We start from the raw sequence: 22,941 nt of genomic DNA, 5'->3' as shown, positions 1-22,941 counted from the left end.
AAGGGGGAAAAAGATGATGGAAATTTGGATTGCAATTGGTGTTGTCGTATTTGTTTTATTGGCTATTATTCTTGTCTTCATTACGAAGTACCGCACGGTTGGGCCAGATGAGGCACTCATCGTGACAGGAAGTTATCTTGGGTCGAAAAATGTACATAAGGATGAGTCGGGCAACCGTATTAAAATCATCCGCGGGGGCGGAACGTTCGTCTTCCCCGTATTCCAACAAGCGGCACCACTTAGTCTATTATCGAGCAAACTCGAAGTGACGACGCCGGAAGTGTATACGGAGCAAGGTGTTCCAGTTATGGCGGATGGAACAGCGATCATTAAAATTGGTGGATCGATTGCAGAAATCGCAACAGCTGCTGAGCAGTTTTTAGGGAAGTCAAAAGCGGATCGTGAAAACGAAGCGAAAGAAGTATTGGAAGGTCATTTGCGTTCGATTCTCGGTTCGATGACAGTGGAAGAAATTTATAAAAATCGCGATATGTTCTCTCAGGAAGTGCAACGTGTTGCTTCGCAGGATCTTTCGAAAATGGGACTCGTTATCGTTTCATTTACAATTAAAGATGTGCGCGATAAAAACGGCTATCTCGACTCACTCGGGAAACCACGTATTGCACAAGTAAAGCGTGATGCCGATATCGCAACGGTTGAGGCAGAGAAAGAAACGCGCATTAAAAATGCTGAAGCATCCAAAGAAGCACAAAAAGCGGAGATTGAACGTGCGACGGAAATTGCAGAAGCCGAAAAAGAGAATCAGTTGAAAGTTGCAGAATACCGACTTGAACAGGACGTCGCGAAAGCACGTGCCGACCAAGCGTATGAATTGCAAACAGCTCGCTCAAAGCAGGAAGTCATGGAGCAAGAAATGCAAATTCAAATTATCGAACGTCAAAAGCAGATTGAACTGGAAGAGAAAGAGATTCTACGTCGTGAGAAGCAGTACGATTCAGAAGTGAAGAAAAAAGCGGACGCGGATCGCTATGCAATCGAGCAAAATGCCGAAGCCGATAAATCAAAACAGATGGCTGAAGCGGATGCTGAGAAATATCGAATTGAAGCTCGTGCGAAAGCTGATGCGGAAAAAGTCCGCCTTGACGGGACGGCGAAAGCCGATTCTTTGCGTGCACAAGGTGAATCAGAAGCGGATATTATCCGTCTAAAAGGTCTTGCAGAAGCGGAAGCGAAACGGAAAATTGCGGAAGCATTCGAGCAGTACGGTCAAGCGGCAATGCTCGATATGATTGTCCACATGCTTCCTGAATACGCGAAACAAATCGCAAGTCCACTTGCTAATATCGATAAGATTACAGTCGTTGATACGGGAGGTGGCGAAGGCGGCGGTGCCAATAAAATCACGTCCTACGCAACAAACTTAATGTCGACGCTGCAAGAAACGTTGAAAGCTTCGTCAGGCATTGATGTAAAAGAAATGCTTTCAAACTACTCTGGCAAAGGTAACATCCGTCCGAGTATTGACCAACTAACAAACGAAGTGAAAGCCGCAAATACGAAACAAGCTGTTATAGAAGAGTTGGCGGTTAGCGAAGAAGAATAAGTTTTTACTAGTAGGGAGAGCCGGAGCGCATAAAGCGTTCCGGTTTTTATGTGTTGAATAAATTACTTTTAACTATTCCGCTAATCAACAAACGAATAAAAGTATATCCGCCAAGTAAAAGGAAGCCCGTCCGTGCAATGACATACAAAACTATCAAACGTTTCACCTTCTTGTAATCCATATTCTTAAGAAAGGCTTCATTTTTATGGCAATGTGAATGTCTACGCTGATGAATTAGAAAATGTTAAATCGGTATCATCTGCATTGAAAGATGATGGATATAGCGTTTATTCCATCGCGAATGAATTGGATCAGCTCGATGTCTTTTTCCTAGCACTAAAAGCGGGACTTGTTTTTGTAGGGACCATCTCAATCTTAATCGCATCTACAATTAGCATTGGCGTGGCGATGATTTCAGGATGGCGTCCAGCACGTAAAGCAACGAAAATTGACGTCATTAATGCATTAAGACAGGAACTTTAACTAGCAAAAGACCCGGGGAAACTGGGTCTTTTTATTTTACTCTCAACCTAGTATTAGATGGTGTCACCAATATAAGTAGGAACCTGTTTACCATTCAGATAATCTACTACATAGCCAAGCATTGCCTTCGGGTAAAAATTGAGTTGGGCCATGTCACTCAACGAAAGCCATTCTATTCCTATCTGCCCATCATCGGCATTAAGCCCCATAGTTAGTTTTTGTAGAGGATCTTTTAAATGACAAATGAATATATACTCAACTTGATGGATCATCGAATCGTATTGAGCAAACATATGATTTTCACCAATATATTCACGTACAAAAAGCATATCACCTACTTCAATTTCTGCCCCCAATTCCTCCATACACTCACGTTGCACAGTATCTCGAAGGTTTTCTCCTGGCTCCTGCCCACCTCCCGGTAAGAAATAACACTCCCCATAAGGTTCAACTGCTTTAACAACCAATACAGCATTGTTTTGAATTAATAAAGCCCTTGCAGAGTTTCTTATTAACATTTTAAACACTCCCTTATTTATCTTACATTAACGGGCAGTAAGACCACCAAGAAGTGTAAGTGGAGGATCAACTGCCCGAAGTGTTGCGGAATAAAGTTCGATTCCTCTTTAAAGCCCGAGTGGTTCGGGTAACAGGATGTTGGTCACTCAGACGTTATCACAGGATGCGATGCTCTTAGTCTGAGTTCCTTGTTAAAATCAGTGGGGGATGAGAAAAACCCTCTCTGATTGAAGTTTCCCTTTAGCTATAATTTACTATAAATCAATCATACATCGTATACGAACAAAGAGTTGTAATCGACATTATTTGACAACAATATGGAAAATTGTGTATGAAATTCATGTTGAATTTGTTATAATGGAAGTATTCAGACGAGGTCTGACAATCATGTGGATTAATCCGGGGGGATGCTTATGAAGTTTGCTGAAAATCAGTCTTATCACGACTATACAGATGATGGTTACCCGGAGCTTCGTTATTGTCACGCGGACGTTATCTTACTAGGAAGATGGGACGGATTGTCGAATGCACTTTATTCATTGCGTGAGGATGGAATACTTTGGGCCCAGTACAATTCAGAAGATGCTTTAGTAGAGACGTATACGATACTAAACGGAGTCGTTGAAATGGAGTGTAGGGGAAAACGTCGTATTTTGGAGATTGGTGAAACAATCGATGTATCACAATATGAACAGATCATTTCGTTTTATGGAAAGACGAATGTGGATATTTTGATCAAAATGGATGCGAAAAGTTATGAGCCCCGATTTTTTGAAACACAATTACTTCTTATAGAGGCGGATGCGATTGAGGCAGTTGACGATTATACCTATATGCATTGCAACCGAATCAAAGATTATTCAATCGAAGTATGGAAGCATCTTGGATTACCGAAGGAAAGTCTCCGCACACTAAGGTGGGGAGCCTATTTTCATGATATCGGCAAGCGGGTTGTACCTGTGGATATACTAAATAAGCCAGAGAAGCTAACATCCGAGGAGTGGGAAATTATGAAGACTCATACGACGGAGGGTGCGGAAATCATACGAAACCACCCGATTTTGTGGCTAAAGGATGTTGCATTCATCGTTGAGCAACATCATGAAAGATTCGATGGAAAGGGTTATCCATATGGTCTTAAGAATGATGAAATCGCACTAGAATCCTCCATCGTATCCGTCGTTGATGCATTCGATGCAATGACGACGGATCGTGTATACAAAAAGGCATTGACTATACAGGTAGCTGTGAAAGAACTTGAGAATGGAAAAGGAACACAATTCAATCCCATAGTGGTTGAAGCATTCCTGGAAATACTGGAGAAAAATCAGTTCAATTGGAAATGAAAATTTGTAAGAAGGCCCGGGTAACCGGGTCTTTTGTATATACCTAAATTACAGAGACAATGCGCAAAAGGGGGAAGTAACATGGATTATATTCAAACAATGAGGAAATTGGTTGGCAAGGAGCTACTCTTAACGGTGGGGTGTGGCATAATCATAACGAAAGGTGATAAAATAGTATTGCAAAATCGTTCGGACGAAGATACCTGGCGGTGTCATGGAACTTGGTGAAACTTTTGAGCAGACGGCTAAGAGAGAAACCTTTGAAGAAACTGGTTTACTTGTAGATGAACTTCAATTATTTGGACTTTATTCTGGCGAGTCATGTTTTGCGACGTATCCAAACGGGGACCAAGTATATAGTGTGCAAATTATTTTTCATGCAGATACCTTTTCTGGAGAGCTAAAACAGGATGGCGAAGAAAGTAAAGAGCACCGATTCTTCGGACGAAATGAGTTACCCGCAAACTTGAATCCGAGGCAACAAGCCTTCATCCAAGACTGGGCACATGAAAAAAAGAGGCCAATAATGGGATAATGGAAGTAGAGATAAACGAAAGGTGGATGCATTATGGATTATCGTATTGAGCATGACACATTCGGTGAAATAAAAGTACCTGCGGACAAGCTGTGGGGCGCGCAGACACAGCGCAGTAAACAGAACTTCAAAATAGGTGGCGAAAGAATGCCGATCGGGATCATTCGCGCATTTGCTCATCTGAAAAAAGCGGCGGCAATCGCAAGTCATGCCCAAGGTGCTCTGTCAGAAATGAAGATGAAAGCCATTTCGGCCGCAGCGGATGGAGTGATTGCAGGCGAATTGGACGACCATTTTCCACTCGTCGTTTGGCAAACAGGAAGCGGAACGCAATCTAACATGAATATGAACGAAGTGCTAGCCAATCGTGGCAATCAATTGCTAGAAGAGTGGGGAGAAGTAGAAAAACTCCACCCGAACGACGATGTTAACAAATCGCAAAGTTCGAACGACACATTCCCAACAGCCTTGCATGTCGCAGGTGTCGTCGCGGTCGAACAGCAACTTCTGCCTTCAATTGCCAAACTAAAAAATACGCTTGGTGAAAAATCGCAAAGCTTTATGGACATTATCAAAATCGGTCGCACTCATCTCCAAGATGCAACCCCTTTGACGCTTGGTCAGGAAATCAGCGGCTGGCATCGGATGCTTGAGAAAACCGGAAAAATGCTAACAGACAGCGTCGAATCGATGAAAGAACTCGCAATCGGCGGAACAGCTGTAGGAACGGGATTGAACGCTCCTGTGGGATTTGGTGACCGCGTGGCCGTCGAAATTAGCAAAGCGATCGGCATCGAATTCACATCAGCGACCAACAAATTTCATTCACTCACAAGTTATGATGAAGTCGTCTACGTACATGGCGCCATCAAAGCACTCGCTGCGGACCTTATGAAAATCGCCAATGACGTACGTTGGCTCGCGAGCGGACCGCGTTCTGGTATTGGAGAAATTACGATTCCGGAAAATGAACCGGGCAGTTCCATCATGCCAGGAAAAGTGAACCCGACACAAAGTGAGGCACTGACCATGGTCGTTGCTCAAGTGATGGGGAACGATGTGACAATCGGTTTTGCAGCCAGCCAAGGCAACTTTGAATTGAACGTCTTCAAACCAGTCATCATCTTCAACTTCCTACAATCGGTAACGTTGTTAAGTGACGCTATGATTAGCTTCAACGACAACTGCGCAATCGGCATTGAACCAAACCGTGAAGAAATCGACCGTAAAGTGAAAAATTCACTTATGTTGGTCACGGCCCTCAATCCGTATATAGGCTATGAAAATGCAGCGAAAATCGCAAAAATGGCTCACGCGGAAGGTACAACGTTGAAAGAAGCGGCACTCAAAACTGGATTATTAACGGAGTCACAATTTGATGAATACGTCGATCCATCGAAAATGATTGGGAGATAAGGAGTCGAGTCAGTGATGTACGAAAAAGATTGTCCATATTGCAATTTACTCGCGGATCCAGAACAACAAATCATTTTTGAAAACGAAACATGCGCTTATATCCAAAAATCATCTGAACAGAAGGTGTTGGATATAAGCGGGCTTATTGTTCCGAAGCGACATGCTGTTAATGTATTTTCATTGACGGTGGAAGAATGGGCGGATACGCAGAAACTATTGCTCAAGGCGAAAGTTTATTTGGAAAAACGCTACGGACACGACGATTATTCAGTCGGTTGGAAACGGGTGGGCAATCGATTCCACACGCCCATTTACATGTCATTCCACGTTTTGAGGATGAGCCGCATGTGGGAAAAGGAATCCGTTATTGGATTAAACAACAAGCTAATCGGCGCCATACTTGATTGTCCACAAAATTGTAACCCACGACAGTACGAAACTCCGATATGCTAAAAGGACAATTCAGAATATGAAGGAGTGGACACCAATTGAAAAAGAGTCTAATGCTAACTTTACTGGCGATGGTTCTTGTCCTCGGAGCATGTAGCGAAAAAGCGCAGATTGATAATGAAGAAAATCACGAAATGGCACATGGTGATCATAAACAATTGCCAAACGGTGATTTGCAGGAAGTGACGGCTTCCGTTGATAAGTTACCAGTATTTCTCGATGATAAACCAGAAAATATGCGACTCGTCTACCAAGTTGCAGGAACGGCAGCAGACATTATTAAATGGATGCCCTGTTATTGTGGATGTGGTGAAAGCGCAGGACATGGCAGCAACATGAACTGTTTTATCGATGAAATTCGTGAAGATGGTTCTATCGTGTGGGATGACCACGGTACACGTTGTCAAGTATGTCTCGATATTGCAGTCCAATCCGTTCAGATGACAAAGGAAGGAAAATCATTGAAAGAAATTCGTGAGTTTATTGATGAAACATATAAAGAAGGCTATGCAGAACCAACAGACACACCGATGCCAGCATGAATACTAGTAAACTCCTCCTACCCCTGAGAAATTTGGGATATGGAGGAGTTTTTTAAATTGGATAAATGGCTAATCAGTAGTTTGGCCAGTGAAAACGGTCGCTTGAAGGTAAGAATAGTCGCTTCGCCAGTGAAAACGGTCGTTTGTAGGTAAGAATGGTCGCTTCGCCGGTGAAATCGGTCGCTTGATTGAAAGATCAGTCGCTTCGCCAGTGAAATCGGTTGCTTGCCGTAGAAGTAACCCCTCATCCAACAAAAAATCCCACACACGGATTTCTCCATGTGCGGGACATACGATTAATGAATATAGGTGTTACTAACCAACAATTCTTTCACAAGGTCAGTTGGAATCTCAAATTTCAGAACACCCATCGAACCTGGTGCTACTTCATATTTGTCGAAAGAGATGACAAGTTTATTGTCCGCTGTGATATAGAAAGACTGATCCGCTGAGATTTTTTCAAACCCACCAAATTCATCAGTGGAGAGGAAGTACGTTATATTTTCATCTGCCGCCATGTTCGCTTTCATCTCATTCACAATGTATTTACTGATGACATCGATATAGAGATTACCTTTAAATAGACTTGGCAACGTAATCAAAACATTATTTTGTTTGTCGACTGTGTCATATTTCATCGTAGTTGAAGACGACCCAACTGTATTTACTTCATATCGTGCAATGGATAGCAGTTGGTCGGTATCCGTTACAACTTCATATCCTGTGTGCACGCCAAGATGACCGCCGCCCGCTTTTTCCAATTCCGCAACATCCTGTTCAAACTGTTTGAATAACATTTTATTCTCTGCAATGTACTTCTCGTTTAATGCAGCTTGTAGTCCTTTATCCGTCAATCCTTCAATTGCCGGCGTTTTCAAATCGGCTTGGTGATCCACTTCATTAATCGTCATTTGCTGTATAGTGAACACCTCAACGATGGTACCCAATACAGGTACATTCACCATTGCTTGCGCAAAAGATGGACTCATATTGATACTGCCTATAAACAAAGCGGCTGCTGCTGCAGCACCGATTGTCCATTGTTTTACATAACCGCGTTTCTTACCTGTCGTTTTTGCCTGACGAATCGATGACTTCACAACATCCTCCAACTCAGAAGGAATTTCAATTTCATTATATTTATTTTTCAAATTGTTTAACTTTTTCATAATGTAAACTCCTCTCCCATTTCAACCCGTAGTTTCCTTAAAGCCGTGTATAACCTCGTCTTGACCGTGTTGACATTCACTCCCATGATTTCAGCAATCTCCTCGATTTTCAAATCCTCGAAAAAGCGGAGAATGATAACGCTTTTATACTGTGGTGGCAACTGGTCTATCGCATCTTGAAGATCCATGTCGGTCAACTCATCTTCAATCTTAGGTAGATGAAGAACGAGAATGTCGTCATCCATCAACGTCACACGCTGATGCTTTCGGATGAAATCAATCGCGGTATTGACGATAATTCGATAAAACCACGTTTTTAAATAGGCGAGCTCTTCCAGACGATCAATCGAGTTGAGCGCCTTTAAAATCGCATCCTGAACGATATCGAGTGCATTTTCCTTGTTTTTCACATAACCGTACGCCAAACGGTAGTGGGCTTCCCGATTTTCTACTATGAAGTTTTCTACAAGTATGAATTTCTCGTTTTTTGTCATGACAAAAGGTCACCTTCTTCATTTCTCAACGCGTCGCGATCACGTTCTATATTATTTGACGGGCTGGCTACGTGGAAAGTTTTGGGTTGATTAAAATAATAAGTATTCAGTTACCTAAGCCCGATATTAGTGGAAATATGGTATGATTTCTAGTATATATGAAGGAATCAGTGACGAAATAGGAATAGAGGTTGAATATGAATTGGAAAACCAATCATTTGTTGCATCTTGGAGTGGCGGCAAGGACTCCGCAATGGCCTATTATCGGGCAATCAAAGCAGGGGCAATCCCTAAACAGTTATTGACAATGTTTGAGCCAGATGAAAAACAATCTAAATCGCATGCATTGCCAATTGAAATAGTGAAAGCGCAAGGAGAGAGCCTGGGCGTTCCCCTTATGATTAGGGGAGCGGATTGGGAAAGCTATGAAGCACAGTTTCTGGATGCAATGAAAGAATGTAAAGTAGTAGGTATTTATCATGGTGTTTTCGGTGATATCGATATTGAAGATCATTTGAACTGGGTCCAGACCACATGTGCGAAAGTTGAGATGGAAGCAGTCCACCCATTATGGATGGAACCGCGTCGAAAAATACTAGAAGAATTCATCGAAGTCGGATTTGAGGCCTATATCATCGTCGTTAACACAAAAACGATGCCTGCGCATTTCATCGGTCGGAAATTCACAACAGAACTAATGGACGAACTCGAAGCGCTCGGTATTGATTCATGCGGAGAATCCGGTGAATTCCATACCGTTGTTGTAGATGGGCCGATTTTTAGCGAAAGGGTGCCGGTCGTTTTTTCGGAGCTAAGTGAACGGAATGGTTATGTATTCTTGGGAGTGAGATTGGAGGAATCGGAATGAATGACAAAGATATACGGTGGAAACAGCGGTTTGAGAACTTTTCAAGGTCGTTTGCGCTCCTTGAGAAATATACGAAAGAAGAACCGGGAAATGAATTGGAGCAGGCTGGAATTATTCAGTTTTTCGAAATGACTTTTGAACTTTCTTGGAAACTAATGAAGGACTATCTGGAGTCTGAAGGATTAATTGTAAAAAGCCCTCGTGAATCCATCAAGACAGCTGTGCAGATTGAACTAATTGGCAATGGACATGATTGGTTAGACGGGCTTGTGATGCGAAACACTACAGTTCATTTATACGATGAAGAGGAAGCGAAAAAAGCGATTTCTAAAATCATTACGACATTTATCCCTATGATGAAACAACTAAGTGTCAAGTTACAGGGGGAAATGGAATGATGTTCGGCTTAATAGAACGTGATCTCACCGAAATGCGTAGAGTGTTCGCAAAATATCCTGAAATTGGAGAAATTATTGTATTTGGAAGTAGGGCCATGGAAAATTTTAAAAAGGGTTCAGACGTGGATATTGCATTGAAGGGTCCGAAAATAACGAGTGAGGTCTTAATGAAAGTGTTGTTTGAGTTGAATGAAGAAACGACAATCCCTTATTTTTTCGATGTTCTACATTATGAAAAATTGAATCATTCAGGGCTGAGGGAACATATTGACGTTCATGGAAAAAGGTTCCGATGATGATTCTATAGTTAGGAATTGGATATATGACTTGTATGGACTACTTGTTGAAAATGATGTAGACATTGTCGGAAATGTAGACGCAATTGAAATAGTTGAATCACTCATTCGCTATGCCTGATTGGAGGTGATTAAATGAAAAAAGTATGTACATTATTGCTGACACTCGCCATCGTAATCAGTTTGTCATTCAGCGGAATGAAAGTTGAGGCAGCGCCGGCACCGAAAGTTGTGAAATTTGCTAATTGTAAAGAGATGAACAAAGAATACTCGGGCGGCGTGGCGAAATCTTCCACTGCCAAAAACAAGGGTGGCAAAACGAAATATAAACCGTTTGTATCTGAGGCAATCTATAATGCAAATACAGCAAGAGATCGCGATAAAGATTTGATTGCATGTGAGAGGTAGGGAATCCTTTTTTACTTGCCAATGTAAATGCGTTTGATAAACACTTATACTGAAATGCAAAAAGGGAAGCATGTCGTTTACAAAAGACAGGTTTCTTTTTTTTTTTTTTTCATAAAGCAAATCATTTTTATGTGAATAATTGACTGGTACGGGTCATGAAAGTGGCTACATTATTATCTATTTGTAATAGTGAAATAGTATTGACAATTAAATTTGATTAACGTAACATTAATTCAAGAAAGTGAATTATTATTAGTGTAATAGGGTTATTTTGTAAGTTTATTGTATAATAATAACTTTTTAGGGAATTACGCATTTTTTTAAAAAGTAAAATATTATATCAATTAAGTAAAACATTAGGAGAATATAGGTGAAGGGGTTTTTGTATGACACTGTATGTTGTTAAAAGATTAGTAGCTATTATTATTACTTTATTCATGATTATTACATTGACTTTCTTCCTCATGCATTCTATTCCGGGGGGCCCTTTTACAGGCGATAAAAATGTTCCCGAAGCTGTAGCAAAGGCATTGAGTGAAAAGTATCATCTAGATGATCCACTATGGAAACAATACTTTGATTATTTAAAAAGTGTAGCCCAATTTGATCTTGGCCCGTCTTTTAAATACGAAGGGATGACCGTCAATGAATTAATAAAAGCGGGGTTACCTGTTTCGGCAAAAGTAGGATTGTTGTCCGTAGCTCTTATTCTAATAGTGGGTATACCAATTGGCATTTTTGCGGCTCTCAATCAAAACAAATGGCCAGACACTCTAGTCATGTTACTTGCAACTTTAGGAGTTACAATTCCTTCTTTTGTAATCGGAACTTTACTGTTGTATGTATTCTCATTAAAGCTAGGCTGGACGCCTGCATATGGGGTTGAACAATGGCAAGGATATATCTTACCTGTTTTGGCGCTTTCTGGATTTTCTCTGTCGTTTGTGTCTAGATTAACAAGATCAAGCATGATTGAAGTTTTTCAGCAGGACTATATGCGAACAGCTAGGGGAAAGGGACTTCGACCATCGAAAATCATTATTAAGCACGGTCTAAGGAACGGTTTAATTCCAGTAGTAACAATAGTAGGTCCACTCATAGCAGCCATGCTAACAGGCTCCTTTGTAATTGAAAAGATATTCGCTCTTCCAGGGATAGGGCGCCATTTTGTTCAAAGTATCACCAATCGAGATTACACAACGATCATGGGAATCACTATATTTTACGCTGTTATATTAGTAGTCATCGTGTTTATCGTGGATTTAATCTATGGATTAATCGATCCCCGAATTAAATTAAATAAGTAAGGGGATGCAGTAGGATGACAGAAAAAACGATAGAGAATGTCGTTGCTAAACAACAGCCCAGTATAGATCCAACTCTGTGGGGGAAGCTTCCTGAAAGTGAGAAGGATGAAAAGAGCTTGTCTCATGTCAGTTTAACTTACTGGCAAGATGTTTGGAGAAGGTTGAGAGGTAACAAGGGAGCCCTATTTGGTCTAATAATCATACTAGCGCTAATTTTATTTGCGCTTGTGGGTCCACTATTAACAAATCATACGTATGATAATCAAAACCTATCAACCTCTAATATTCCTCCAAGATACGATATATACAAAGTTGGAGAAGAGTATTTATATCTTCATAAAAATATGAAATTGTATCTTACTAAGTCAAATGGAGAAATTATCAGAGTTCTAGAAAAAGATAAAGAAGATATGATTAAAAAACAATTAATTTATACAGTAGGAAATGGGACTGCAATAATTGATTACAGTACAAAAAATACGTTAGTTCTTACAGATGAGAATGGGAAAGTGTTTGGGGAACATAAAAATGTCTCAAATAAAACTAATCTCCTTGGAACTGACCATTTAGGTAGAGACCTTCTAACCAGAATTATGTATGGAGCTAGGGTCTCCCTACTTGTAGCTGTAGTAGCAGCATTAGTTAATTTCTTAATTGGAATGATGTACGGTGGAATTGCCGGATTTTTTGGAGGAAAAGTAGATAATATAATGATGAGAATTGTTGATATCATCAGCATTATCCCGTTGACATTATATGTGATATTGATAATGGTTGTACTTAATTCCGGACTTCTCAGCATTATCATTGCTCTAGGTTCCGTATATTGGGTTGATATGGCCCGTGTCGTTCGGGGACAAATGCTATCTTTAAAAGAAGAAGAATTTGTATATGCAGCTAAAACAATCGGAACTAAACCTTTAAAAATAATAACAACACATCTTTTACCAAATGCCATGGGAGCGATTATCGTAACATTGACTATGCTTATTCCAAGTGCAATCTTTATGGAAGCTTTTATGAGCTTTATAGGGCTTGGTGTTACCGCACCTATGGCATCGTGGGGAACTCTTTGTAATGAAGCGTTAGAGTCTATCCGCTCATTCTCATACCAACTGTTTTTCCCGGCAATCGCGATTTGTATTACCATGATTGCTTTTAATTTGATCGGTGATGGCTTAAGAGACGCTTTGGATCCAAAGCTTCGTAAATAGGAGGTGTGACTATGAACCAGGAAATGAAAGATGATTCAATACTGCTTAAAGTAAATCACTTACAAACTTCTTTCTTCACACATTTTGGTGAAGTTAAAGCGGTGAGAGATGTTGATCTTACGATAAATAAAGGAGAGGTTGTGGGTGTGGTAGGAGAATCAGGTAGCGGAAAAAGCGTCACTGCTATGTCGATTCTCAAACTGCTCCAACATCCGGGGAAAATAATAAGTGGAAATATCATTTATAAAGGTCAAGACTTAGCTCAACGGTCTGAGAAAGAAATGAGGAAAATTCGAGGCAATGAAATTTCGATGATTTTTCAAGATCCCATGACTTCATTGAATCCCTTAATTACTGTGGGGGAACAGATTATGGAGACAATCATAGAGCATCAACCCTTAAATAAGAAACAAGCGAAAGAAAAGGCGATTAACCTTTTAAATATGGTGAAAATACCGGATGCAGAAAAAAGAATGAAAGATTATCCTTTTGAATTCAGTGGAGGGATGAGGCAACGTGTGATGATTGCTATAGCACTTTCTTGTGAGCCTGATTTGTTAATTGCAGATGAACCGACGACAGCATTAGATGTAACTACACAATCACAAATTTTAAAACTAATGAAAAATCTTAAAGGCGAATTTAATACATCGATTATGCTAATTACGCATGATTTAGGAGTAGTGGCAGATATATGTTCGAGAATAGTTGTCATGTATGGTGGCATGATTATGGAAGAGGGGTCGGTAGAAGATATATTTTATCGTTCTAAACACCCTTATACGCTAGGTCTTTTAAAATCAGTTCCCAGACCAGACATGGATCAGCAAAGTAGACTAGAACCAATTAAAGGAACTCCACCTAATTTGGTTAACCCTCCTGAAGGCTGTCCATTTGCGCCAAGATGTGATTATGCTATGAAAATATGTACAACAACTTGTCCAGAGCATACCTATATACAAGAAGGACATCGCTCCATGTGCTGGCTTTTACATGAAGAAGCACCCAAAAGTGATTTTCTGAGTGAAGGTGATGAATTATATGAATAACGAAAATATGTTGGAAGTTCACAATCTCAAAAAATACTTCAATATGGGTAAAAAGTTATTCAGCAAAGAACCTGCACTTTTAAAAGCAGTAGATGATGTAAGTTTCACAATCAAGAAGGGTGAAACACTTGGATTGGTAGGAGAATCAGGTTGTGGTAAATCGACTACTGCACGAACAATTATTAGACTTCACGAATCAACGGAAGGAAAGATTATATTAGACGGCGTTGATATTAGTAAATTGAAAGAATCTGAATTAAAGTCACACAGAAAGAAAATGCAAATGATATTTCAAGACCCTTATGCATCATTGAATTCTAGAATGACTGTCAAAGATATAATATCCGAACCGCTGTTAGTGCATCAGATTGGTTCTAAGCATGAACGAATGGATATCATAGAGAATCTTTTGCATAAAGTGGGATTAAAAAAAGAGCATGCGACGAGATATCCTCATGAGTTCAGTGGTGGGCAAAGACAAAGAATTGGGATTGCAAGAGCTTTGGCTGTGAATCCTGATTTCGTAATATGTGACGAACCAATTTCGGCGCTAGATGTTTCAATTCAAGCACAAGTAGTGAATATGCTGCAAGATTTACAGGAAGAAATGGGATTGACCTACTTATTTATTGCCCATGATCTTTCAATGGTTAAATATATATCGAACCGAATGGGCGTCATGTATTTGGGAAAACTAGTTGAAATTGCGGACAGCGAGGAAGTGTATAAACATCCTGCACACCCTTACACAAAAGCATTACTAGCCTCTGTACCTTTTCTTGACCCACAAGCAGCAAAGCCGGAAGAGGATATTTTATTGGACGGAGATCTTCCGAGTCCGCTTAATCCTCCACCGGGATGTAGATTTGCTTCTAGGTGCAAATACGCAATGGATATATGTAAGAAGGAAGAGCCGTTACTCAAAGAAATAGGAACTAATCATTTGGCGGCTTGTCATTTACTGTAATAATTAAAAGGGGTAAATTGATTTTAATCGGGGACTGTTATCCGAGAATAGTCATTTATTAATAGACAGTTAAAATTGAAAGGGGAAAATAATATGAATAAAAGTAGAGGTTTCGTCCTTTTTTTCGTCCTTCTATTAGCATTTCTAGTGGTAGGATGCAGTGCAGCTGATTCAGGTAAAGAGGGTAAAAAAGACGTGGATAAAGTGCCAGATGCGAAGGATACTCCGGGTAGCTCTGATTCACAAAAGATTGTATATGTACTCAACAATGAAGCAGATAAGTTAGATCCAGGACTTACAGCAGAAACGTATGCCGCTCCAATTCTGTCAAATGCTTTTGAGGGATTGGTACAAATGGATGAAAACTATGAGCCGCAAGAAGGTGTGGCAAAGTCGTGGGATGTCAGTAAGGACGGCCTTGTATACACATTTAATATAAGAGAAGATGCTAAATGGTCTGATGGAACGCCATTGAACGCGAATGACTTTTTATATTCTTGGACAAGAGTCATGACGGCTGCTACGGCTTCTGATTATTCTTTCATGATGTATCCCTATATTAAGAATGGAGAAAAATTTTATAATGGTGAAGTAGATGTAGACCAACTAGGTGTTAAAGTTGTGAATGATACAACACTAGAAGTTACACTAGAATCTCCAGTACCTTATATGATGCAAATGTTTGCTTTTTCATCTTATTTTCCTGTTCAGAAAAGCGCTGTTGATAAAGATCCAGACGCTTGGCACAGAAACCCAGAAACATTTATTAGCAATGGGCCATTTAAGGTGAAAGAATTAAAATTCGGTGAGTCTTATACACTTGTGAAAAATGAGAATTACTGGGGCAAAGATGACGTAAAATTAGAAGAAATCAAGTTTAGCATTGTACCAGAATTGGCTACGGGTCTTACGGCTATGGAATCGAATAATGTAGATGGCATTAATGGAGTTCCTACAGCAGAAATAGCCAGATTAAAAGCGAATGACGATCGATTTATCGTCCTACCAGCACTTGGTACAACTTACTTTTTACTTAACAATAAGGTTAAGCCTTTAGATGATGAAAAGGTTAGAAAAGCTTTAGCTCTAGCCATAAACCGTAAAGAAATAGTCGAGAACGTTACACAAGGTGGACAAGAGCCAGCTTTCGCTTTAATACCGGGTGGCATGATTTTAGAAGGCCAAGATTTTAGAGAAGCAGGCGGCACTTATGGTCTAACGGAGACTGGTGATATTGAAGAAGCTAAGAAACTTCTTGCGGAAGCAGGTTATCCGGATGGTCAAGGTTTCCCTAAGCTTACATTAAAGTATTATTCAAATGATACTGCAAAAAAAGTGACAGAGGCATTACAACAAATGTGGAAGAAGAATTTGAATATTGATTTGGAATTAAAATCTGCGGAATGGAAGGTTTATCGTAAAGAAGTCGAAGTCCATGATTATGATATTGGAAACATGGGCTGGGGTGGAGATTATGCGCATCCTATGACATTCTTCGATGTATTCGCTTCAAATAGCCCGAATAATATGACGAATTGGACAAGTGAAGAGTATGATAAACATCTAGAATTAGCAAAAAGAGAACTAGATCCGTCAAAATCTATTGAGGCTATGCACAATGCTGAAGATATATTGATGAATGAAATGAGAATTTTGCCGATTTATCATAGTACAAATGTAATGATGATGGCTGAACACGTAAAAGGTTGGAAGAGAAGTATTCTAGGTAATATTTATTTCCGAGATGCTTATGTGGAAGGTAGAGGAGAATAATGGATCAGAATAAACTATCGAAAAATCCAATTGCAATAATTGTAATGTCAAATGGTTGTGAAATTCGTGTCGAACTGTTTCCGGAAATTGCTCCTAACACGGTAAAAAACTTCATAGATCTTGCAACTAAAGGATTTTTTAATAACCTAACATTTCATAGAACAATCGCTGGATTTATGATTCAAGGTGGAGACCCTCTTGCTAGTTGTGAGGGAGGCCCCGGCTATACGATTGCTGGAGAATTTAGTGAGAATGGGCATGCAAACGATATGAAACATATTGAGGGCGTCATTTCCATGGCAAGAACTGAAGATCCAAATTCGGCAGGCTCCCAGTTTTTTATCATGCATAAACCGACAGCTAGATTAGATGGAAAGTATGCGGCTTTTGGTAAGGTGATTGAAGGCTATGAAGAAGTAGATCGTATTGCAAACGTAAAGACCGATGGGAAAGATAAACCTTTAGAAATTCAACAGATGGTCAAGGTAACTGTCGAACTGTTTGGTAACAGCTACGATAAACCGGTTATAAGTGTAGTCGAATAAATTTACCAGGGTGGCGAGGAGAATTCCTTGTCAGCCTGTTTTTTTCGTCCTTTTATAATTGTTGGAATAGTATATTAATTGTGTGGGTGACTGTGGACGACCCCTTATAATATACATGTATAAATTTCTATACAATTATAGGGGGGAAAATTCGGTAGATAGCAACAATATCGAATGATTTGATTATTGGCACGCAACTTGCAATAAGTATTATATGATCATAAAAGTGGAAGAAGGATTATTATGGAAAGCACTCAAAACGGGAATTTTTCATCAGTGGTGGAACTATCTTGGGCGAGGAGATTGCCTTAACGATTCGAAAAGAAGTTGTTAAAAACTTGTAGACTTTCGGTTTTACAACTGTTAAGATATTGAAATAATTGAAATATAGCGTAATAATACAAATTTAAATACGTATAAGTGGTTTTTTATGCTGTGTGAAAATCATATTGATTCACATTTAGGCATTATAATGCTATTTATTAATTGACTTTTCAGTGAAAAAAAGGAGGTGAACAATTAGCGGTATTCGGATCGGTTTTTCCGACAGACGTTTTGGAGGTTAGTTAGGAGAAGTATGCTTCTTATAAAAATTGTAGGGGGAATTAATTTGAAAAAAAGTTTTATGTTCATAATTGGGTTTATGCTAATCTGTTCACTTTTTCTTAGCGGTTGTTCGGATGAAGGCGAGAAAAGCAGTGGTAGCGAGATCTCTATAGGCGTTATTCTTCCTATATCAGGAAATAATGCAACGGATGGGCAAGACATGTTAAATGCGATGAAAATGGCAGTCGATAAAGTGAATGCAGATGGCGGCGTTTTAGGGAAGAAATTGATACTGAAAGTCGCTGATGATGCATGTGATCCTCAAACGGCAACTACCGCAGCCAATAAGCTTGTTTCTCAGGAAGTGACAGCGGTTGTTGGAGGCTATTGTTCAGGGGCAACGTTGCCTGCATCAGGCGTTTTTGAAAATGCAAAGATTCCTATTATTGTTGCAGCAGCCAATTCATCAGAATTACCTGCGCAAGGGTATGAAAACCTATTTTTAATCAATGGGCTAGTTCCCGACCAAGCTCAAACAGGTGCCGATTATTTTAATGAAAAAGGCGCAAAAAAGATTGCGATTATTCACGATAACTCTGCATATGCTAAAGATATGGCTGATTTCGCCAAAAAGGCTGTTGAAGCAAATGGTGGAGAAGTAATCGCTTTTGAAGCAATCAATCCTGAAGAAAAAGACTTTGGTTCTTTGATGACGAAGCTGAAGTCACTTAATCCGGATGGGACGTACTTTACTGGTTATTATGCTGCTGCTGGTCTTATGGTGAAACAGTTTAAAGAGAAGAGCGTGCCAGGTTTATTTATGGTTGGTGATGGAAGTTATTCGCCGGATGTTATCAAAATTGCTGGCACAGAATATGCGAGCGATCTATTAGTAACGGCAACACCTACAGCAAACTTCATCCCTGGCGCAGAAGATTTTGTTAAGGATTACAAAAGTAAATATGACACGGACCCAGGACCATTTTCTGCCCTATCTTATAATAGTGTAAATCTATTGGTCGATGCGCTGAGCAGAGCAAATTCCACAGATAAGGATGCGCTTAGAAAAGCATTAAAAGAGACAAAGGGTTTTAAAGGAATTGGACAAGAGATTGAGTTTAATGATACGAATTCATTAAATTCATCAAACTTCCATGTTATGAAAGTAGTAGATGGAGATTTCACTTTAGAAAAATAAAAGTATTTAATCGTTGGAGCGTTTAAACATTGTGAAATGAGTAAACGGCTCCAACGATACTTATTCTTTTACATAACGAAATGGAACTTCACTCAATTGGTACTTTCCTCATTTTACTACTGTTAAGTTAACGAAAAACAGCATAGAAAAGGGTGTGAGTTAGTGGATATTTTTTTACAAATTCTATTCGATGGACTAGTGATTGGTGCCTTTTATAGTTTAATAGCTTTAGGATATACAATGGTTTATGGAATTATTAAACTCTTAAACTTTGCACATGGTGATTTGTATATGATCGGCGCTTTCGTAGGATTTACATTACTTTCCCTTGTAACTGGGGATGGAGGACTTAATACAGGTTTGTTAGGTATTGGAATGGTGTTTATCATCACAATGGTTATTGTTGGACTTCTAGGAATGGGCGTGGAGAGGCTTGCTTATCGTCCATTACTTTTGGCACCACGGCTTTCTATCCTTATAACAGCACTCGGTGTTTCTTTAACGCTAGAAAACTCCTCAATGCTTGGATGGGGAGCATCTTATAAAGTGTATCCGATTTCATTGCCTAAAAATGGATTTGAAATAGTTGGAGCTCAAATTTCATATGCCCAAATTGGAATGATTGTACTATCTGCCTTATTGATGATTGGTCTACGATTGTTTATCGATAAAACGATTTATGGAAAGGCAATGCGTGCCATTGCATTAGATCAGACGGCCTCTAGTTTAATGGGGGTTAATGTGTATCGAATTATTGCGCTAACCTTTTTTATCGGGGCATTTTTAGCTGCCGGGGCAGGAATTATGTCAGGTGTTTATTATGGAACGATAAATTTCATGATGGGCTTCATTATTGGGTTGAAAGCTTTTACAGCCGCTGTTTTAGGAGGAATCGGGAATATAACAGGTGCAATGCTAGGTGGATTTGTTCTTGGAATTGTTGAGGCATACGGAACCTTTTACTTAGGCGGATCATGGAAAGATGTATTGGCATTTGGCATTCTCATCTTGTTCTTAGTATTTAAACCAACGGGAATACTTGGAGCGAAAGAAATGGAGAGGATGTAACTATGAAAAAGTTTATGAAAAATAAGAAACAATCTCTGTCACTACTTATCATTGTAATGTTGGTCCTTCCATTCGTTCTAAATATCTATTGGTTAGATGTCTTAACGTTCGTTCTTTTTTATGTCGTCTTAGCTCAAGGATTAAATATAGTTGTTGGTTATACAGGGTTATTGGATTTGGGCTATGCAGCATTCTTTGCAGTTGGGGCTTATACGACAGCAATTTTAATGACAACTTTCCACTGGTCCTTCTGGTTAACCTTACCTGTGGCCTTCCTGTTTGCGGTCGTTGCAGGAGTCATTGTTGGTGCGCCAACTCTACGGTTAAGAAGTGACTATTTAGCAATTGTAACACTTGGTTTCGGTGAAATAGTAAGAATATTGGCGATTAACTTAGAGATTACGGGATCAGCTTCAGGAATCTATGGTATTCCTAGACCTACTATTGGTAGTTATGTCTTGTCAACTCAAAAAGATTTTTATTATTTAATCTTAGTGGTCGCCATCCTTTCAATCATCATTGTCTATCGGTTAGGTAATTCCAGAATAGGCCGAGCGTGGGTATACATACGTGAAGATGAGGACGCCGCCGAAGCAATGGGTATTAATCGTATCCGTCTTAAATTATTATCGTATGCATCCGGAGCGGTTATTGGTAGTTTTGCAGGTTCAGTATTCGCTGTTAAAATGACTGCAATTGCACCATTAAGTTTTAGCTTCCAGCAATCGGTTATGATTTTACTCGCTGTTGTATTAGGTGGGCTTGGTAGTATCCGAGGCGTTGTTGTTGGTGCTGCTTTGGTCATTGTACTTCCAGAAATTTTACGTGGTGTAGATGACTGGCGTCACTTAATATTTGGGGTTTCCTTAATTGTTATGATGGTATTCCGTCCTCAAGGAATATGGCCAGCAAAACATGAAGCAGACGATGAGGACGATCTGGAAGAGGATGAATCTAAAGATAAGAAGCAATCAGTGCCTGTTTGATGCACTATAAATTATAGCGTGGTTCGGAGTAGAGAAGGCTTATTAATAGGCGCTAACTTCGAAAGAGAGGGGTATCAAATGTCTATTTTAACTGTTAAGAATCTAAAACTTCAATTTGGAGGATTACTAGCTGTTGATGATTTGTCTTTTACTGTTGAAAAAAATAGTATATCCAGTATTATTGGACCTAACGGGGCGGGAAAAACTTCAGTTTTCAACATGATTACTGGATTTTATCGGCCTACAGGTGGAGAGATTATCTTAGACGGCGATAGTTTAATAAATAAAAAACCTAGTAAGATAACATCGTTAGGAATGGCTCGTACATTTCAAAACCTTCGTTTGTTTCCGAACTTGTCCGTATTAGATAACGTGAAATCGGGAATGCATTGCAGAACAAAACAAACGGTATGGGGCGCATTATTTCGTACAAAGAACCAAAAGACAGAAGAACAGTTAATAGAAGAAGTCGCACGGGAATGCATTGATTTTGTTGGAATACGTAAGTATACGAATCGAGCTGCAAAAAACTTACCTTATGGTGAGCAAAGGTATTTGGAAATTGCACGTGCCTTGGCGACAAAGCCGAAAATAATCCTTCTTGATGAGCCGGCTGCGGGGTTGAATTTTGAAGAAAAGCAATACTTGATAAATCTTATTCGACGTATTCGTGATGAATTTAATATTACCGTACTTATGATTGAACATGATATGGCTTTGATAAAGCAAATCTCTGAACATATTACCGTAATTGACTATGGTTGTAAGATTGCAGAGGGGACTCCGCATGAGGTGTTGCAAGACGAAAAGGTAATTGAAGCATACTTAGGTAAGGAGGATGCTGTTTGAAACCCTTATTAAAACTTTCAGATGTAAACTCCTATTACGGGAAAATTCGAGCGCTAAATGATATAAATTTGGAAATAAATAAAGGTGAAATTGTTACCTTGCTTGGTAGTAATGGGGCAGGGAAAAGCACTACACTTAAAACAATCTCTAGTATTATTAGACCGAAATCTGGTGAAATCGAATGGAATGGGCAGAGTATTGTTGGTCTTCCTCCGCATAAAATTGTTGAATTAGGAATTATTCATGTCCCTGAAGGAAGGCGAATCTTTGGAGGGTTAACCGTTACAGAGAATCTAGAATTAGGGGCATATGTATTCAGAAAGAACAAAAAGTGGGTGAAAGAAGGAATTGAGCGCTCATTTGATTTGTTTCCCCGATTGAAGGAACGTTCGAAGCAACTAGCAGGTACATTGAGTGGTGGAGAACAGCAAATGGTCGCCATTAGTCGCGGGTTAATGGGGGATCCAAAACTACTTATGTTGGATGAACCCTCTATGGGATTGGCGCCAATCATTGTCCAAGAAATCATGAAAATCATACAGGAAATCAACAAACAAGGGACGACGATTTTGCTGATTGAGCAAAATGCCAAAGCTGCATTGCGTTTGGCAAACAGGGGCTATTTAATCGAGATTGGAAATATTATTATGAGTGATACAGCGGATGTATTACGTGAAGATGATAAGATCATTAAAGCCTATTTGGGTGTATGATTGAAAAGATAACCACTCTTGGTGAGTTTACCAAGAGTGGTTGTTATTATCTATTGAATATCTTTTTGTGTGACCAATCCCACGCCCAAGCGACCGATTCCTTTTTCGAAGCGACCAATCCCACGCCCAAGCGACTGATTCCTTCATCGAAGCGACCAATCCCACGCCTAAGCGACCGATTCACGCATCGAAGCGACCAATCTCACGCCCAAGCGACTGATACCTTCATCGAAGCGAC

At 39.7% G+C, this 22,941-nt stretch carries 27 protein-coding genes; 23 read left to right on the top strand and 4 right to left on the bottom strand.

The features are described 5' to 3' along the window. Nucleotides 1–13 precede the first annotated feature (13 nt). The gene (locus H4683_RS00275) at nt 14–1,564 is read left to right on the top strand and encodes a flotillin family protein (protein ID WP_192596828.1); all 1,551 of its coding nucleotides are present in this window, start codon (nt 14–16) and stop codon (nt 1,562–1,564) included. Nucleotides 1,565–1,777: 213 nt separating this feature from the next. Continuing rightward, nucleotides 1,778–2,047, top strand: coding sequence for a hypothetical protein (locus H4683_RS00270; RefSeq protein WP_225941795.1), 270 nt, complete (start codon nt 1,778–1,780; stop codon nt 2,045–2,047). Between the two features lie 53 nt (nt 2,048–2,100). On the opposite strand, the gene H4683_RS00265 is transcribed toward H4683_RS00270, so the two are convergent. Further along, nucleotides 2,101–2,565, bottom strand: coding sequence for an NUDIX domain-containing protein (locus H4683_RS00265; protein ID WP_192596827.1), 465 nt, complete (start codon nt 2,563–2,565; stop codon nt 2,101–2,103). Nucleotides 2,566–2,979: 414 nt separating this feature from the next. Here H4683_RS00265 and H4683_RS00260 point away from each other — a divergent pair, with 414 nt between their 5' ends. The 6 genes from H4683_RS00260 to H4683_RS00240 all read left to right on the top strand — a co-directional run bounded on the left by H4683_RS00260 (nt 2,980) and on the right by H4683_RS00240 (nt 6,855). Beyond that, nucleotides 2,980–3,912 (top strand): HD-GYP domain-containing protein, encoded by a 933-nt coding sequence (locus tag H4683_RS00260; RefSeq protein WP_192596826.1) that lies wholly within the window; start codon nt 2,980–2,982, stop codon nt 3,910–3,912. Between the two features lie 81 nt (nt 3,913–3,993). Beyond that, nucleotides 3,994–4,140, top strand: coding sequence for an NUDIX hydrolase (locus H4683_RS22085; RefSeq protein WP_338062365.1), 147 nt, complete (start codon nt 3,994–3,996; stop codon nt 4,138–4,140). Beyond that, nucleotides 4,127–4,447, top strand: a complete 321-nt coding sequence (locus tag H4683_RS00255) for an NUDIX domain-containing protein (protein ID WP_338062364.1) — start codon at nt 4,127–4,129, stop codon at nt 4,445–4,447. The genes H4683_RS22085 and H4683_RS00255 overlap by 14 nt, the downstream gene beginning before the upstream one ends. A 33-nt stretch (nt 4,448–4,480) precedes the next feature. Then, nucleotides 4,481–5,863 (top strand): class II fumarate hydratase, encoded by a 1,383-nt coding sequence (gene fumC / locus H4683_RS00250; RefSeq protein WP_192596825.1) that lies wholly within the window; start codon nt 4,481–4,483, stop codon nt 5,861–5,863. Between the two features lie 12 nt (nt 5,864–5,875). Next, nucleotides 5,876–6,316 carry an HIT family protein gene (locus H4683_RS00245; protein WP_338062363.1) on the top strand — a complete coding sequence of 147 codons (441 nt, stop codon included), beginning with the start codon at nt 5,876–5,878 and terminating at the stop codon, nt 6,314–6,316. A gap of 35 nt (nt 6,317–6,351) precedes the next feature. Beyond that, nucleotides 6,352–6,855 (top strand): PCYCGC motif-containing (lipo)protein, encoded by a 504-nt coding sequence (locus H4683_RS00240; RefSeq protein WP_192596824.1) that lies wholly within the window; start codon nt 6,352–6,354, stop codon nt 6,853–6,855. A gap of 69 nt (nt 6,856–6,924) precedes the next feature. On the opposite strand, the gene H4683_RS00235 is transcribed toward H4683_RS00240, so the two are convergent. From H4683_RS00235 to H4683_RS00225, 3 genes are read right to left on the bottom strand one after another with little or no spacing between them, the layout of a single operon-like run. After that, entirely contained in the window at nt 6,925–7,122 is a 198-nt protein-coding gene (locus tag H4683_RS00235) for a hypothetical protein (protein WP_192596823.1), read from the bottom strand. Nucleotides 7,123–7,151: 29 nt separating this feature from the next. Further along, nucleotides 7,152–8,024, bottom strand: a complete 873-nt coding sequence (gene rsiV, locus H4683_RS00230) for an anti-sigma-V factor RsiV (protein WP_192596822.1) — start codon at nt 8,022–8,024, stop codon at nt 7,152–7,154. Continuing rightward, nucleotides 8,021–8,518 (bottom strand): RNA polymerase sigma factor, encoded by a 498-nt coding sequence (locus tag H4683_RS00225; RefSeq protein WP_192596821.1) that lies wholly within the window; start codon nt 8,516–8,518, stop codon nt 8,021–8,023. Before H4683_RS00225 ends, rsiV begins: the two co-directional genes overlap by 4 nt. Before the next feature lie 142 nt (nt 8,519–8,660). Between H4683_RS00225 and H4683_RS00220 the strand changes: the two genes are divergently transcribed. The 15 genes from H4683_RS00220 to H4683_RS00145 all read left to right on the top strand — a co-directional run bounded on the left by H4683_RS00220 (nt 8,661) and on the right by H4683_RS00145 (nt 22,703). Continuing rightward, the gene (locus H4683_RS00220; RefSeq protein WP_192596820.1) at nt 8,661–9,386 is read left to right on the top strand and encodes a Dph6-related ATP pyrophosphatase; all 726 of its coding nucleotides are present in this window, start codon (nt 8,661–8,663) and stop codon (nt 9,384–9,386) included. Further along, nucleotides 9,383–9,784 (top strand): nucleotidyltransferase substrate binding protein, encoded by a 402-nt coding sequence (locus H4683_RS00215; RefSeq protein WP_192596819.1) that lies wholly within the window; start codon nt 9,383–9,385, stop codon nt 9,782–9,784. The genes H4683_RS00220 and H4683_RS00215 overlap by 4 nt, the downstream gene beginning before the upstream one ends. Continuing rightward, nucleotides 9,781–10,080 carry a nucleotidyltransferase family protein gene (locus tag H4683_RS00210; protein ID WP_192596818.1) on the top strand — a complete coding sequence of 100 codons (300 nt, stop codon included), beginning with the start codon at nt 9,781–9,783 and terminating at the stop codon, nt 10,078–10,080. Before H4683_RS00215 ends, H4683_RS00210 begins: the two co-directional genes overlap by 4 nt. Before the next feature lie 135 nt (nt 10,081–10,215). Continuing rightward, nucleotides 10,216–10,488, top strand: a complete 273-nt coding sequence (locus H4683_RS00200; protein WP_192596817.1) for an excalibur calcium-binding domain-containing protein — start codon at nt 10,216–10,218, stop codon at nt 10,486–10,488. 386 nt (nt 10,489–10,874) lie between these two features. Then, nucleotides 10,875–11,795, top strand: coding sequence for an ABC transporter permease (locus H4683_RS00195; RefSeq protein WP_192596816.1), 921 nt, complete (start codon nt 10,875–10,877; stop codon nt 11,793–11,795). A 14-nt stretch (nt 11,796–11,809) separates the two neighbouring features. After that, entirely contained in the window at nt 11,810–13,009 is a 1,200-nt protein-coding gene (locus H4683_RS00190) for an ABC transporter permease (RefSeq protein ID WP_192596815.1), read from the top strand. An 11-nt stretch (nt 13,010–13,020) separates the two neighbouring features. Continuing rightward, nucleotides 13,021–14,058 carry an ABC transporter ATP-binding protein gene (locus H4683_RS00185; RefSeq protein WP_192596814.1) on the top strand — a complete coding sequence of 346 codons (1,038 nt, stop codon included), beginning with the start codon at nt 13,021–13,023 and terminating at the stop codon, nt 14,056–14,058. Then, complete coding sequence (locus tag H4683_RS00180; RefSeq protein ID WP_275403048.1) at nt 14,051–15,025, top strand: ABC transporter ATP-binding protein; 975 nt, start codon at nt 14,051–14,053, stop codon at nt 15,023–15,025. The genes H4683_RS00185 and H4683_RS00180 overlap by 8 nt, the downstream gene beginning before the upstream one ends. Before the next feature lie 93 nt (nt 15,026–15,118). Next, nucleotides 15,119–16,798 carry a peptide ABC transporter substrate-binding protein gene (locus tag H4683_RS00175; RefSeq protein ID WP_192596812.1) on the top strand — a complete coding sequence of 560 codons (1,680 nt, stop codon included), beginning with the start codon at nt 15,119–15,121 and terminating at the stop codon, nt 16,796–16,798. After that, a complete protein-coding gene (locus H4683_RS00170) occupies nt 16,798–17,343 on the top strand; it encodes a peptidylprolyl isomerase (protein ID WP_192596811.1) in 546 nt (181 codons plus the stop codon). The genes H4683_RS00175 and H4683_RS00170 overlap by 1 nt, the downstream gene beginning before the upstream one ends. Before the next feature lie 610 nt (nt 17,344–17,953). Beyond that, on the top strand, nt 17,954–19,087 hold the full coding sequence (locus H4683_RS00165) for a branched-chain amino acid ABC transporter substrate-binding protein (protein ID WP_225941794.1): 1,134 nt from the start codon (nt 17,954–17,956) through the stop codon (nt 19,085–19,087). A gap of 162 nt (nt 19,088–19,249) precedes the next feature. Beyond that, nucleotides 19,250–20,155 carry an ABC transporter permease subunit gene (locus H4683_RS00160; RefSeq protein ID WP_192596810.1) on the top strand — a complete coding sequence of 302 codons (906 nt, stop codon included), beginning with the start codon at nt 19,250–19,252 and terminating at the stop codon, nt 20,153–20,155. 2 nt (nt 20,156–20,157) lie between these two features. Next, on the top strand, nt 20,158–21,141 hold the full coding sequence (locus H4683_RS00155) for a branched-chain amino acid ABC transporter permease (protein WP_225941793.1): 984 nt from the start codon (nt 20,158–20,160) through the stop codon (nt 21,139–21,141). A 78-nt stretch (nt 21,142–21,219) separates the two neighbouring features. Then, nucleotides 21,220–21,990 (top strand): ABC transporter ATP-binding protein, encoded by a 771-nt coding sequence (locus H4683_RS00150; protein WP_192596809.1) that lies wholly within the window; start codon nt 21,220–21,222, stop codon nt 21,988–21,990. Beyond that, on the top strand, nt 21,987–22,703 hold the full coding sequence (locus H4683_RS00145; RefSeq protein WP_192596808.1) for an ABC transporter ATP-binding protein: 717 nt from the start codon (nt 21,987–21,989) through the stop codon (nt 22,701–22,703). The genes H4683_RS00150 and H4683_RS00145 overlap by 4 nt, the downstream gene beginning before the upstream one ends. The last annotated feature ends 238 nt before the right edge of the window (nt 22,704–22,941 follow it).

The organism is Sporosarcina limicola (assembly GCF_014873855.1).
Classification (GTDB): Bacteria; Bacillota; Bacilli; order Bacillales_A; family Planococcaceae; genus Sporosarcina; species Sporosarcina limicola.
This window is presented reverse-complemented; position numbering and strand designations above follow the sequence as displayed.

Bases quoted from the DNA above. Each gene is read 5' to 3' on its own strand.
- H4683_RS00180 (WP_275403048.1), top strand. From the start codon at position 14,051: ATGAATAACGAAAATATGTTGGAAGTTCACAATCTCAAAAAATACTTC.
- H4683_RS00150 (WP_192596809.1), top strand. From the start codon at position 21,220: ATGTCTATTTTAACTGTTAAGAATCTAAAACTTCAATTTGGAGGATTA.
- H4683_RS00210 (WP_192596818.1), top strand. From the start codon at position 9,781: ATGATGTTCGGCTTAATAGAACGTGATCTCACCGAAATGCGTAGAGTG.
- H4683_RS00215 (WP_192596819.1), top strand. From the start codon at position 9,383: ATGAATGACAAAGATATACGGTGGAAACAGCGGTTTGAGAACTTTTCA.
- rsiV (WP_192596822.1), bottom strand. From the start codon at position 8,024: ATGAAAAAGTTAAACAATTTGAAAAATAAATATAATGAAATTGAAATT.
- H4683_RS00200 (WP_192596817.1), top strand. From the start codon at position 10,216: ATGAAAAAAGTATGTACATTATTGCTGACACTCGCCATCGTAATCAGT.
- H4683_RS00255 (WP_338062364.1), top strand. From the start codon at position 4,127: ATGGAACTTGGTGAAACTTTTGAGCAGACGGCTAAGAGAGAAACCTTT.
- H4683_RS00220 (WP_192596820.1), top strand. From the start codon at position 8,661: ATGATTTCTAGTATATATGAAGGAATCAGTGACGAAATAGGAATAGAG.
- H4683_RS00175 (WP_192596812.1), top strand. From the start codon at position 15,119: ATGAATAAAAGTAGAGGTTTCGTCCTTTTTTTCGTCCTTCTATTAGCA.
- H4683_RS00260 (WP_192596826.1), top strand. From the start codon at position 2,980: ATGAAGTTTGCTGAAAATCAGTCTTATCACGACTATACAGATGATGGT.
- H4683_RS00185 (WP_192596814.1), top strand. From the start codon at position 13,021: ATGAACCAGGAAATGAAAGATGATTCAATACTGCTTAAAGTAAATCAC.
- H4683_RS22085 (WP_338062365.1), top strand. From the start codon at position 3,994: ATGGATTATATTCAAACAATGAGGAAATTGGTTGGCAAGGAGCTACTC.
- H4683_RS00195 (WP_192596816.1), top strand. From the start codon at position 10,875: ATGACACTGTATGTTGTTAAAAGATTAGTAGCTATTATTATTACTTTA.
- H4683_RS00275 (WP_192596828.1), top strand. From the start codon at position 14: ATGATGGAAATTTGGATTGCAATTGGTGTTGTCGTATTTGTTTTATTG.
- H4683_RS00265 (WP_192596827.1), bottom strand. From the start codon at position 2,565: ATGTTAATAAGAAACTCTGCAAGGGCTTTATTAATTCAAAACAATGCT.
- H4683_RS00190 (WP_192596815.1), top strand. From the start codon at position 11,810: ATGACAGAAAAAACGATAGAGAATGTCGTTGCTAAACAACAGCCCAGT.
- H4683_RS00225 (WP_192596821.1), bottom strand. From the start codon at position 8,518: ATGACAAAAAACGAGAAATTCATACTTGTAGAAAACTTCATAGTAGAA.
- H4683_RS00155 (WP_225941793.1), top strand. From the start codon at position 20,158: ATGAAAAAGTTTATGAAAAATAAGAAACAATCTCTGTCACTACTTATC.
- H4683_RS00170 (WP_192596811.1), top strand. From the start codon at position 16,798: ATGGATCAGAATAAACTATCGAAAAATCCAATTGCAATAATTGTAATG.
- fumC (WP_192596825.1), top strand. From the start codon at position 4,481: ATGGATTATCGTATTGAGCATGACACATTCGGTGAAATAAAAGTACCT.